Annotated in this window: 11 protein-coding genes; 8 read left to right on the top strand and 3 right to left on the bottom strand. The window is 42.5% G+C overall.

The window, feature by feature from the left end:
- Positions 1–159: 159 nt before the first annotated feature.
- From AC58UU_RS17525 to AC58UU_RS17535, 3 genes are all read right to left on the bottom strand, one after another.
- The gene (locus tag AC58UU_RS17525) at positions 160–1,047 is read right to left on the bottom strand and encodes a MetQ/NlpA family ABC transporter substrate-binding protein (protein ID WP_497317704.1); all 888 of its coding nucleotides are present in this window, start codon (positions 1,045–1,047) and stop codon (positions 160–162) included.
- Between the two features lie 75 nt (positions 1,048–1,122).
- Positions 1,123–1,791, bottom strand: coding sequence for a methionine ABC transporter permease (locus AC58UU_RS17530; protein WP_497317706.1), 669 nt, complete (start codon positions 1,789–1,791; stop codon positions 1,123–1,125).
- Positions 1,788–2,573: a methionine ABC transporter ATP-binding protein gene (locus AC58UU_RS17535; RefSeq protein WP_497317708.1), complete on the bottom strand. Its 786-nt coding sequence runs from the start codon at positions 2,571–2,573 to the stop codon at positions 1,788–1,790. Before AC58UU_RS17535 ends, AC58UU_RS17530 begins: the two co-directional genes overlap by 4 nt.
- A 191-nt stretch (positions 2,574–2,764) precedes the next feature.
- Here AC58UU_RS17535 and AC58UU_RS17540 point away from each other — a divergent pair, with 191 nt between their 5' ends.
- The 8 genes from AC58UU_RS17540 (at position 2,765) to AC58UU_RS17575 (ending at position 12,232) form a co-directional block, all read left to right on the top strand.
- Positions 2,765–4,114, top strand: coding sequence for an LLM class flavin-dependent oxidoreductase (locus AC58UU_RS17540; RefSeq protein ID WP_497317710.1), 1,350 nt, complete (start codon positions 2,765–2,767; stop codon positions 4,112–4,114).
- Between the two features lie 25 nt (positions 4,115–4,139).
- Positions 4,140–4,646 carry a GNAT family N-acetyltransferase gene (locus AC58UU_RS17545; RefSeq protein WP_497317712.1) on the top strand — a complete coding sequence of 169 codons (507 nt, stop codon included), beginning with the start codon at positions 4,140–4,142 and terminating at the stop codon, positions 4,644–4,646.
- Between the two features lie 280 nt (positions 4,647–4,926).
- Positions 4,927–6,399 (top strand): ABC transporter permease, encoded by a 1,473-nt coding sequence (locus tag AC58UU_RS17550; protein WP_497317714.1) that lies wholly within the window; start codon positions 4,927–4,929, stop codon positions 6,397–6,399.
- A gap of 12 nt (positions 6,400–6,411) precedes the next feature.
- Positions 6,412–7,920 (top strand): ABC transporter permease, encoded by a 1,509-nt coding sequence (locus AC58UU_RS17555; protein WP_497317844.1) that lies wholly within the window; start codon positions 6,412–6,414, stop codon positions 7,918–7,920.
- A gap of 15 nt (positions 7,921–7,935) precedes the next feature.
- Positions 7,936–8,907 carry an ABC transporter ATP-binding protein gene (locus tag AC58UU_RS17560; protein ID WP_497317716.1) on the top strand — a complete coding sequence of 324 codons (972 nt, stop codon included), beginning with the start codon at positions 7,936–7,938 and terminating at the stop codon, positions 8,905–8,907.
- Positions 8,904–9,887 carry an ABC transporter ATP-binding protein gene (locus tag AC58UU_RS17565; RefSeq protein ID WP_171690210.1) on the top strand — a complete coding sequence of 328 codons (984 nt, stop codon included), beginning with the start codon at positions 8,904–8,906 and terminating at the stop codon, positions 9,885–9,887. The genes AC58UU_RS17560 and AC58UU_RS17565 overlap by 4 nt, the downstream gene beginning before the upstream one ends.
- A 60-nt stretch (positions 9,888–9,947) precedes the next feature.
- Complete coding sequence (locus tag AC58UU_RS17570) at positions 9,948–11,768, top strand: ABC transporter substrate-binding protein (protein ID WP_497317717.1); 1,821 nt, start codon at positions 9,948–9,950, stop codon at positions 11,766–11,768.
- A 17-nt stretch (positions 11,769–11,785) separates the two neighbouring features.
- On the top strand, positions 11,786–12,232 hold the full coding sequence (locus AC58UU_RS17575) for a hypothetical protein (RefSeq protein ID WP_497317719.1): 447 nt from the start codon (positions 11,786–11,788) through the stop codon (positions 12,230–12,232).
- Positions 12,233–12,267 lie beyond the last annotated feature (35 nt).

Here is a 12,267-nt window from a genome sequence, read left to right on the forward strand (position 1 = left end):
GATTGTGTGCGCTCATTTGAGCTTTATCAGGTTCTATATTGTATAGATATTTAAAAGCGCGCAAAGAGCTGATATAATTTCCGAACTTCAAATAGCACAGTCTATTATAAAAAGCGTCCTCCAAACCGTACAACCGGTTTGAAGGACGCTTTTTCCTTTTTAGAAGGCAGGAACTACCGCTACCCCGTACTTGTCTTGGATAAATTTTTTCACTTCAGATGAGGTCAAAGCAGCTCCCAGTTTTTTGATTTCATCGCGGTTTTCGTCGCCTTTACGGACGGTAATTACGTTGGCGTAAGGAGAGTTTGCATCTTCTCTGAACAAGGCTGTTTTTGGATCGATTTTAGCCTCAATAATAATGTTCGTGTTGATAACCGCGCCATCAAGATCTTGTAAGGATCTAGCTAAAGTAGGAGCTTCAGCTTCTACAAATTTCAGGTTTTTCGGGTTGCTGACGATGTCTTTAGGTGTTGCCTGGTAGGTAGTCAAACCATCTTTCAACTTGATTAATCCTTGCTGCTGAAGGAGGACAAGCGCTCTATATTCGTTGGATGGGTTGTTTGGAATACCAATTTTCGCTCCATCTTTAACATCATCCTTCGATTTGAGCTTAGTGGAGTAGAAACCAATAGGCTCAACGTGAACTTTGATCGGATTCACAAAGTCGAAGCCTTTTTCAGTTTTGACCGAATCGAAGTAAGGCACATGTTGGAAGAAGTTCGCGTCGATTTGCTTATCTTTAAGCAGCTGATTCAACAGACCTTCATCCGTGACTTTAACAACAAGGTTAATTCCTTGTTCCTTGAGCTTCGGTTTAACGAAATTAAGGATTTCAGAGTGCGGGATTTCTGCGGATCCAATGGTTAAAGTGACTTCTTTTTTTGGCGCTTCTGTTGGAGCGCTGCTTGGTGCTGCCGCAGTTGCTACTGGTGAGGACGCTTTAGGGCTGTTTGATGCTTCCGTGCTGCTCTTGGCACCGCACCCAGCAAGGATGACACTAAAAGCTACAAATAATGAAACGATAGAAAATAATCCCTTTTTACCCATGGATAACTCACTCCTATTTCTTTTATGTATATTTGGTCATGCAATGAAACCGCTAGGAACAATCTTGCTCTAGCTTTAATCAAGCTTGAAGCGTTTTTTATTTATGGACCTAGAGATGTAGTCTCCTGTCCACTGAAAAATTTGCACAAGAAGAATAATGATAATGACAGTTGCGATGAGGACATCTTCACGAAATCTCTGATATCCGAAGCGAATCGCTAAACTGCCCAGCCCTCCGGCACCGATAGCTCCGGCAATGGCAGTAAACTCGGTGATGGCAATGATGGCAATCGTTACTCCGCGCACAAGTGCTGGCAGGGCTTCAGGAATAAGCACTCTGAAAATGATCGTAAACGGGGAAGCTCCAACAGCTTTAGCCGCTTCTATTTTCCCAATGCCAACTTCCTTCAGCGATGTTTCGATAATCCTTCCTAAGAAAGGTGCGATACCGATCGAAAGTGACACGATTGCGGCCGTAGGTCCCAAGGTGGTTCCGACTATCAAACGAGATAAAGGCAGCAGCAGGACGATTAATATGATAGAAGGAATGGAGCGAATGCAGTTAATGATCATACTAATGACTCTATGGAGCCCCGTAGCTTCAAGAATACCGCCTTTCTCCGTTACCACCAGAGTGACGCCGAGTGCAATACCCATAATCAATGCGAAAATGGAAGACCAAAACAGCATATAGAGTGTCTCTAAAAGAGCAGGCCAGAGTAATTCGATCAATTCTTGAATCATATGCTGACTCTCACCCTTTCTTCGACGTGATGCTTATTGCGGTAGAAATCAATGATTTTCACAAATTTCTTGGCAGTGTCGCTTTCGGGATGTAAGAAAAATTTGTCCACGGATCCATGCTCAACGATTTTACCTTTCTCGATAACCGCAAAGTTTTTGCAAATGTGCTGCAGCACATCGAGTTCATGGGTGATCAGCACAATGGTCAAATTAAGCTTACGGTTGATGTCTTTTAGCAGCTCTAGAATCGAGTAGGTCGTTTGAGGATCAAGCGCTGATGTCGCTTCATCACTAAGCAGTACGTCTGGCTCATTAGCGAGAGCTCTGGCGATGCCAACCCGCTGCTTCTGACCTCCGCTCAACTGGGATGGATGAGCATTCTCTTTATCACTAAGTTCTACAAGTTCCAGTATTTCTCTAACACGCTGGCGAATGTACGATTTGGGATGACCTGCAACTTGCAAGGGGAAGGCCACATTTTCAAATACAGTCTTGGAATCAAGGAGGTTAAACTGTTGAAAAATCATGCCGATTTTCAGTCTAGCTAGGCGCAAGTCTTTCTCTGAGAGGTCTGTAATGACCTTGCCTTCGATCTCAATGCTCCCGGAATCAGGCTCCTCCAATCGGTTTAGACATCGAATTAGTGTTGATTTGCCTGCACCGCTAAAGCCTATAATGCCAAAGATATCCCCTTTTTCGATCTCAAGGTTGACGTTCTCTAAAGCAGTGAACACGGATTGGGGTGTTCGATATGTTTTATTGAGATTTTTGATGACGATCATGGCGACCCTCCTTAATACCAATTAATCCGACCGTGTTAGTTTAATTTAAATGATGTCTCAAATCCTGTCAAGAATATTTCTCTAGCCGCTTTTTCAGGCTTTTCATCCTGGGATTGACGGTTATTGGGGAGGGTGGTAAATTAAAACAAATTAAATTTATTGTATTACTTGGAATTAAAGGAGGAAACCTCATGTCTCGTAAAAGACAAATAAAACTGTCCGCCTATTTGGTGGGAACCGGCATGCATGTAGCATCTTGGAGACATCCTGAAGCTCAAGCGGATGCCAGCATTGATATTGATTATTACAAACATCTGGCTCAAATTGCGGAGAGAGGGAAGTTTGATATTGCCTTTATTGCGGATAGCTTGGCTATCAACGAGGAGTCGCATCCGAATATTTTGACCCGCTATGAACCTATCACCTTAATTACAGCGTTAGCAGGGGCGACGTCGAAGATCGGCGTTGTTGCGACAGCCTCCACCTCTTACGTAGAACCCTTTAATCTGGCGCGACAATTCATGTCCGTTGATCATATCAGCAAGGGCAGAGCCGGTTGGAACATAGTAACGACTAGAGATTTGTCCGGGAATACAGCATTGAATTTCAATGGCAGTGAGCATTATGAGCATAGCTATCGATATAAGCGGGCTGAAGAATTTATTGACGTGATCAAAGGCTTATGGGATTCCTGGGAGGATGACGCCTTTATTCGCGACAAAGAAAGCGGGCAGTTTTTTGACCGCAGCAAGCTTCACAAGCTGGACCATGTAGGCGAGTTTTTCTCGGTGCAGGGGCCGTTAAATATTCATCGCTCTAGACAAGGCCATCCTGTGCTGGTGCAAGCCGGATCTTCAGAACCAGGACAACTGTTTGCAGCTAGGAGTGCAGAGGTTATTTTTTCACATAAAAATAGCCTCGAGGACTCTCAAGAATTTTACCGTTCTTTCAAAAGCAAGGTCGTCTCATTCGGCCGCTCCGCGGATGAAGTGCATATTCTACAGGGCATTTCGCCGATTATTGGGGAAACCGAGGAGATTGCGCAGCAGAAGCTTGCCTACTTGGAATCATTAATCACTGACGAAACAGGCTTAAAGTTCCTGATCGATTATTTTGGAGGTTTGGATTTGAGTGAGCATACGCTCGAAACCCGAACGCTTGATATTGGATTTGGCGAACTAAAGGGTGTACGATTCGAATATGAGAAATTTCGTCCTTTCGTTATCAAAGAAAACCCAACTCTTAGAGAACTGTATTCTTTGTTAACCGGGTCTTATACCGTCAACGACTTTGTAGGAACGCCTGAAAAAATAGCCAATAATTTAGAAAAATGGTTTGTTGAAAGAGCAGTAGACGGCTTTATGCTGATGTCACCGCTTTTGCCGAGCAGTTTGGAGGATTTTGTAAATCTGGTCGTCCCACTTTTGCAGGAGAAAGGATTGTTCCGGACCGAATATGAAGGTGATACGCTTCGTGATCATCTGAATTTGCCAGTGCCACCAAATCGGTATAGCTTAACGCAGTCGGCATCCAATAAGTAATGCTTTCCTTACGAGGAGGAACAACATGTTAAAGGATTTAGAAATATTTGAAGCGTTGCCATCTCAGGTAGAAGAGGTGTTAGCGATATGGCTGGAGGCCGCTTATTGGATGCAGTCTAAAGGCATAGACCAATGGCGGCCTGAACATTTTAATCGAGATGTTGTTTTGGATTATTTTACGAATCGGCATATCTTTCTAGCCAAATATAACAATGAATATGTGGGCAGCTTTGCCATACAATGGTCCGACCCTAGCGTATGGGGGGATTTACATAACGAGGAATCCGGTTATTTGCATCGGTTTGCGGTTCGTAGAACGCAGGCAGGACGCGGATTTGGCCGTTATTTCCTGGCATGGATCGAAGACTACGTGAAATCCAAAGACAAAAAATTCTTGAGACTCGATTGCATGGCAACCAATGAGGTATTGAATACCTTTTATCGCAGCCATGATTTTACGTATAAAGGCACCTTTGACTTGAGTAATGGGAAGGTTAGCTGGCGAGGAAGCTTGTATGAGAAGGAATTATAAATACAGGTTTCGCAAATTTACTGTTGACTGTTGCAGATGTTTTTAATAGAATTAACCAAGGGTTGTAATTCATACTAAATAACTAGGGATTAAAGGTGTTTGATGTACCAGATATACTGGACATATATTTCGCACCCCAACGCATCCTCAGCAGGATGAAGTACAATTATAATTATTTAACCTTTGGATAATAAATACAGCTAACTCGACAACGAGAAGCAAACTGATCCAGTTTGTTTCTTGTTGTCTTTTTTGCATTTTCACATTTGGAGGCTGTTCTATGGCAACTACCCACACGAATCGTATGGCGCTGAGAAACACAATTACAAGTAACAATCGAAACATCCCACAACAGATCGGCGGCACCTATGAAAAGATGCTAAGGAACTCACTGTACAAGTTCTTGCTTTTTGTATCGGGACTGCCAGTCAATCTGATTGTGACCCTTATTTATCTCGTTCGAAAGAAATCCGATCCATATTTGCAGATTAGAAAGGAGACAGTAAATCGTTTTCGTCAAGAGGGATATGAAAACCGACTTATAGAGGAGGCTAAAAAACAGCTTACTAACAAGTATTTGTTTTTTAATAAACCGATTAACACAATCAAGCTTCAAAAAGAGGTGAAACGATTCGCAGACAACGCCTTTCATGAAGAGGTTACGAAAAAAGTAGAGGAAGTCATGAGAGTTAGCGGTGTCAATAAAGTTACTTATGGCGGTACTTTTAAAATGCTGATCTCGAATCCGTTATTTTTTATGGTTTCACTACTTCCGGGATTATTGATGTACCTGATCATTTACATCTACAGCAAGCCATATCTGAAATATGTGTTCGATCGCTTAGTCATGATGGTCTTCGTTATTTTCGGAGTCACATTTCTAGTCTTCACGATTCTATATTTATCTCCTCTGGACCCTGCGGCTAACATACTAGGTCAGACGGCAACACCGGATCAACTGAATCAATTCAATCAGGTTTATGGGCTGGATCAGCCTTATCTCATTCAATTGTGGAACTCCTTTAAAGGACTCATTACCTTTGATCTAGGCAAGTCGTTCTCCGGGAACGAGATGGTGTCAACAGAGATTACTCGCAAGCTTCCGATCACATTGAAATTAACGGTTATTTCGTTAATCATCGCCATTCTTATGGCTATACCTGCTGGCCTTATTTCGGCAACAAGGCAGTATTCGTTCTTCGATTATGGCTTCATGTTACTTGTATTAATTGGCTTATCGATCCCAGATTTTTGGCAGGGGCTCGTAGCCATATTAAATTTCTCGATTAAGGTAAATTGGCTGCCAGCCACCTATAATCCGGACAACTGGTTGTCCTTAATCAATCCAGCCATCGTGTTAGGTACGGGACTCGCAGCATCGGTAGCCAGGATGACAAGGTCTTCCACGCTCGAGGTAATTCATCAAGATTATATCGTTACGGCTAAAGCCAAAGGATTAAGTGAACGCAAAGTCATCTTAAAACACGCACTCGGCAATGCGCTCATTCCCATCGTCACTGTGATCGGATTACAGTTTGGCGGTATGCTTGGCGGCGCTGCTGTAACGGAAAAAGTATTCAATATCAACGGGATTGGCAGCTATATCGTAGATAAGCAGTTTATTCCAGATATTCCGGGCATTCTAGCTGGAGTGATCTATGTAGCCGTGACCATTTCACTGGTCAATTTGCTGGTAGATCTATTATATGCGTTCCTAGACCCCCGAATCAGATCCAAAATGAGAGACTACTAAAGCGGGTGCATGATGAGCAAACAACACTATATGAAACGTGAAACCAAACGTAAACTTATAGCTTTTCAGGAATACAAGCTTTCTAACTTTGCATGGTCTTCTTCTCTTGTAATATCCATCTTATTTTTATTCAATGGTTATGATTTGTTCGAGCGGACCGTACATATTCCATTTCTTACTTTTGCAGGTATCTATTTAATTTTCGGACTGTTACAACTGCTCGTTTCGGTGAAAATCAAAAAGGATGTCTTGGAAGGCCATGCGATCAAAACGTCGACTCGGATCTTCGGATTTTCACTGATTGTTGCACTGCTGACAGGGAATATATTCGTTGCAATCGCTGCGCTCGATATGATCAAAAAAGAAAAATCGATTGAATATACACTAGCCATTTATATGGCTTTGACGAACTTTTGTATCATCAGTATCTCAGCTTTGAATGTATTCAAACCCTATGTTTCTGATTTGTTTTTACTAGGCATGGGCATTCTTATTGCGATCAGCATCCTACACATACTTTCCATGTTTATAATCTCTGTCTTTGTGAAGAACGGAGCGGTGGATCGCAGGCTTGCACCACTGGCCTACCTGCTAATCCTCACTTCGATTACAGGCAATATATTCTCCTTGCTTCTAGGGTTTACGTTGTTATCCAAAATTAAGAATGGCAACAAGGAAATACTCGTGACATGGATAGATATTTTGCGAAGATTATTTAGGAATTCCATGGCTGTACTCGGTCTTTTATTCATCACAGTTTTGCTCTCTATATCGATCTGCAGTTATTTTACCTTTGAGTATACGCTTGCGATAGAAAATAATTATTCAACACTTCTGCTGCCTCCAAGTCTGGAGTATCCGTTTGGAACGGATGATTTCGGAAGATGTGTGTTTACAAGAATTGTGTTCGGCGGACGCATTTCATTATTAGTAGGTTTCATTTCGACATTAATCCCGGTCCTTGCGGGTGGATGCTTGGGTGCTTTATCCGGTTATTACGGTAAGTACATCGATAACTTCATTATGAGGGCTTTAGATATTTTATATGCGGTTCCAGGGATGCTCTTAGCCATTGCAATCGTGGCAGCATTCGGGGCTAATACAACTAATTTAATACTAGCGCTCAGTATTGGGTACATTCCAACCTATGCAAGGACTATGCGGGCGACGGTTTTAAGCGTTTCGAATTATGAATTTATTGAAGCGGCTAGAGCATGTGGAGCGAAGGATCATATCATCATTTTCAAACATATTATTCCGAATTCCTTGGCACCGATTATTGTGAAAGCAACGTTGACGATAGGAGTAGCTGTCATCTCTACTAGCAGTTTAAGTTACCTAGGTCTGGGCGTTGAACCTCATATCCCGGAGTGGGGCAATATTTTGAAAATAGGAAGCGATTATCTGGAATCCAAATCGTATTTGGCCGTTTACCCGGGGCTCGCGATCATTATGATGGTGTTATCCTTTAACTTTTTTGGGGATGGGCTTAGAGATGCCTTGGATCCGAAGTTGAAATAGGAGATGGATGGAACATTGGACAACATACTAGAAATCAAAAATCTCCACGTTCATTATGTGACGGAGGATAGCGAGATTAAAGCTGTAAATGGTGTGAATCTGGCAATCAAGAAAGGGGACAGTCTAGGTCTGGTCGGCGAAACGGGCGCAGGGAAAACGACAACAGCGCTATCGATTATTCAACTGATCCCCGACCCTCCGGGAATAATCGTAGAGGGTGAGATTCTTTTTAACGGGAAAAATTTAATTCATAACACAGAAAAAGAGAACAAACAGCTCAGAGGCAACGGAATTTCCATGATCTTTCAGGATTCGATGACGGCGTTAAACCCGATTATGCGGGTTGGCGATCAACTAGCCGAAGTGGTCATCACGCATACCAAGGTGAGTAAAGCGGAAGCCAAAAGACAAGTCATCGATTTATTGGAAACCGTTGGGGTGAAGGCTGACCGCTATAATGATTACCCGCATCAATTTTCCGGTGGCATGAAGCAAAGGGTGTTGATCACGATGGCGCTGCTGTGTAATCCGAAATTGTTGATTGCAGATGAACCTACGACAGCCTTGGATGTAACTATTCAGGCTCAGGTACTCGAGCTTATAAAGCAGCTAAGAAAAAAATATAACATGTCTATGATATTAATCAGTCATGATTTGGGTGTTGTTGCGGAGACATGCGACAGAGTTGCGATCATGTATGCCGGGGAAATCGTCGAAATTGGCACGGTTGAAGAAGTCTACACTCATCCAAAGCATCCTTATACGAGAGGGCTCTTCGAATCGATACCCAAGCTCGAGGAAGATCAATCCAGGTTATTTCAAATTGAAGGAACTATGGCTAGTCCCGCCTCATTGCCGAAAGGCTGCTACTTTCACCCTAGATGCAAATACAAAGCGGACATTTGTGAAACGATTTCACCGGGAATGCAGGGAGAAGAACATCTTAGCAAATGCCATTTCTCACTACGAGATGAGGTGTTGGCATGAGTTCACAGAATGTGTTAGAGATCAAACACGTAAAAAAACATTTTGCCGTTCCAAAAGGCTTACTTCATGCCGTAGATGATGTTTCTTTTAGCGTGAAGAAGGGTGAGACCTTAGGGATTGTAGGGGAATCCGGATGTGGGAAGAGTACCTTAGGAAGAGTCATTCTAAGATTACATGAACCGACAGCAGGTAATATCTTGTTTAAGGATATGGACATTACCACCTTCAGTAAAGAGGAGATGCGGCAAATGAGACAGCATATGCAGATTATTTTCCAAGACCCGTATGCTTCTCTAAATCCAAGATTGACTGTTTCACAGATCATTGAGGAGCCATTAACCTTCTTTAAACTTTACAAAACAGACAAAGAACGCAAAGCCAGAGTAGCAGAATTGATGGATTTGATCGGGCTGCCGCAGAGAGCATACAATGCTTATCCGCATGAATTTGATGGAGGACGAAGGCAGCGGGTCGTTATCGCTAGAGCCTTAGCCATAAATCCTGACTTTATCGTGTGTGATGAACCGGTCAGTGCACTCGACGTATCCGTTCAAGCGCAAATTCTCAATCTGATGGTGGATTTGCAAAAGCAGCTGGGGCTGACCTATATGTTCATTTCTCATGATCTATCAGTCGTCAAACATATCTCCAACCATGTCGGTGTGATGTACCTAGGTCAGCTGATTGAGAAAGCATCCAAGTCGGCGTTTTTCAAAAGACCGCTGCATCCCTATAGCATGGCTCTATTATCAGCAATCCCGTCTGTCAACGTGAAGGAGAAGAAGGACAAGATCATTTTGAAGGGGGAAATTTCATCTCCTATTAATCCGAAGCCGGGCTGCCGTTTTGCTCCAAGGTGTCCTTTCGTTCAAGACGCATGTCTGGAGAAAGATCCTGAATTTAAGGAAATTGAAGATGATCATTTCGTTGCCTGTCATCGGGTTGAAGAATTTGCTCAAGGACTACTTCATTATCATTAATTCCTCAACTATTTGAGTGGGTTATATATAGCTATACAACAATTACTGGGAGGATTTTAGATGAAAAAGAGAGCCATACCCGCACTATTACTAAGCAGTATGCTTGTACTAGGAGGTTGCGAAATCGCAACGAAGAAAGATGTTGTCGCAGAGACAAGTAAGGAACCCGCTGCTATTCAGAAACCGGTGGACATCGAACTGCTTACAATGAGCAGCAATGAAACAGATGCCAACGTCATTCGGGATCAGCTATCCAAATCAGGCTTCAATGTGAAATTGAACCTGCAGCCGGACTTCGGAAGCTTTACAGCTCAGCAAAAGGCGGGCAACTTTGATATTGCCATTTCCAGCTGGACGACAGTAACCGGAAATCCGGATTATGCGGTGAGGTCCTTGTTCAAAACAGGTGGAGACTATAATAAAGGACCGATCAGCGATCCTGAAGTCGACAAGTTAATTGATACAGCAGCGTCTCAAACGCCTGAACAGTATAAGGCTACGTATGAAAAATTGGAGCAGCGTTTGGTGTTCGATAAAGCGTATATCGCTCCATTATATGTATCCTTGAAGAACCAAGGCTTAAATAAGAATGTATTGAACGATACCTCCGTACGACTGTCCAAATCAAGATCGATGGTATGGGAAGCTATTGATTTCGCGGATACATCCAAAAGGGATAAGGATCCGTTAATTTTACAACAGAGTATTGCAAGCTTAACCTCCCTTGATCCGATCAAAGGGAATGATGGATCGATTAACATGCTGAACACGAACATGTATGTAAGGCTTGTTAATTTGACTGATGATGATAAAATCACGGCAGATGGAGCATTATCCCATAACTTCGCCATTGCTAATGGCAATTCAGAATATTATTTCCTCTTGAGGGATGACATCAATTTTGCCAAAATTCAAGCGAAAGCCGCTGTCGATTCCAAAGATCGAGTTGGCGCTGAGGATGTGGTATTCTCCCTAAATCGTGCTAAAAACAAGGACTCTGTTCCAGACCACAGAACGTACAGCTTGCATGAGCATATCAAAAGTGTCGAGATTGTAACCGATCTAAACACGTTATCGTCTGTCAAACAATCAGGATCAAACAGCACGATTAAAGAAGCTCTTGAAAAAGGATTGAAGTCTCCGATCAGTGAATTGTCGGGCAATAAGACGGATGTTAACAATCAATCCGGGAAATACCAAGTTGTTAAATTAACGACAACCGAGCCATTCCCGCAAGTATTGAACTATTTGGCGCATCAATCGGCAGGTATTGTTTCGAAGAAGCAGGTCGAAAGTATTAATACATTTGATGTGGCCAAGTATGATGTGAATAAGGATATTTCCTACGGTGATCAAGCGACAGTAACAGAAGGTGCAAAGTATAACAATGCACTCGCGGCAAGCGGCCCATACATTCTTTCTTATAAGAATGATTATGAAGCGGTATTTTATAAGAATCCAGGTTACAGAAAAGGTACGGAATTCGAGCCTAAGATTTCTAAAATAGTCGTACGTTTCATCAAAGATGCGGATAGCGCGTTATCGGCATTAAGAAGCGGCGAGATTCATGTGTACTACGGAGTTTCCGAAACCAAGTTTGATTTAGTGAAAAATGACAGCAAGCTCAAGCTGCAAACGCTTGAAAGCAATGGGGTAGCTTATCTCTTGTTTAACTTGAACAACCGAGAAGTATCCAAAAGTGAAGATTTGAGAAAAGCAGTCTTATATGCTATTAATCAAGATGAGCTTATTAAAACGTACAATAACAATAAATTTAAGGCAGTTTCAACGTTAACGCCACTAGTTAAAACAGGCTTGGAGTTGAAGGCGGATCCTAGCAAAGTGAAGGAATTCTTGAAGAACTACAATGAAAGTAAATAAGTGAAGGGTGATGACGCATGTCTGCTGTTAAAATCTCTCAACACGATGCACTGATGATCGAAAGTATTCGAGCACAGGGAACTTCCGATCAAGCTCTGCTTGAGCTAGTGAGAAGTGGAAACCTCACTGATCTGCAAGCTTCAGGGAATGGTGATTTTGATTATCGTGAATTGCTGCCCTTCGCTAACGCGGATTGGGCATCCTTTGAAGCAGCGATTCTAGAGGGATATGAAATCAAATTCAATACCATAAATGGAATCAGGTATTTATTGCGAGTTAAATTTGGCAAAGAAGTTGAGCGATTGACGCGAGATGAAGGCGATTATCTGGCAGATGTTGAGCTTCGTACGGAGGACTTGAATAAACTGCGGGAGATTGTCTCGAAATATTGGTCAATAACTGAAGGGAAGCCTCATGAGGTTGAGGGGCTTCACCATGTCCGTATTGAGCTTTTACAGAAATAGTTGCGTTTAGAGAAGAACGAGAAGAACGAGAAGAA

This window comes from Paenibacillus sp. JT22N1, from assembly GCF_059692155.1.

What these genes read in the sequence shown, in the direction of transcription:
- AC58UU_RS17535 (WP_497317708.1), bottom strand. Translation starts at nt 2,573, where the DNA reads ATGATCGTCATCAAAAATCTCAATAAAACATATCGAACACCCCAATCC.
- AC58UU_RS17545 (WP_497317712.1), top strand. Translation starts at nt 4,140, where the DNA reads ATGTTAAAGGATTTAGAAATATTTGAAGCGTTGCCATCTCAGGTAGAA.
- AC58UU_RS17550 (WP_497317714.1), top strand. Translation starts at nt 4,927, where the DNA reads ATGGCAACTACCCACACGAATCGTATGGCGCTGAGAAACACAATTACA.
- AC58UU_RS17530 (WP_497317706.1), bottom strand. Translation starts at nt 1,791, where the DNA reads ATGATTCAAGAATTGATCGAATTACTCTGGCCTGCTCTTTTAGAGACA.
- AC58UU_RS17565 (WP_171690210.1), top strand. Translation starts at nt 8,904, where the DNA reads ATGAGTTCACAGAATGTGTTAGAGATCAAACACGTAAAAAAACATTTT.
- AC58UU_RS17525 (WP_497317704.1), bottom strand. Translation starts at nt 1,047, where the DNA reads ATGGGTAAAAAGGGATTATTTTCTATCGTTTCATTATTTGTAGCTTTT.
- AC58UU_RS17570 (WP_497317717.1), top strand. Translation starts at nt 9,948, where the DNA reads ATGAAAAAGAGAGCCATACCCGCACTATTACTAAGCAGTATGCTTGTA.
- AC58UU_RS17540 (WP_497317710.1), top strand. Translation starts at nt 2,765, where the DNA reads ATGTCTCGTAAAAGACAAATAAAACTGTCCGCCTATTTGGTGGGAACC.
- AC58UU_RS17555 (WP_497317844.1), top strand. Translation starts at nt 6,412, where the DNA reads ATGAGCAAACAACACTATATGAAACGTGAAACCAAACGTAAACTTATA.
- AC58UU_RS17575 (WP_497317719.1), top strand. Translation starts at nt 11,786, where the DNA reads ATGTCTGCTGTTAAAATCTCTCAACACGATGCACTGATGATCGAAAGT.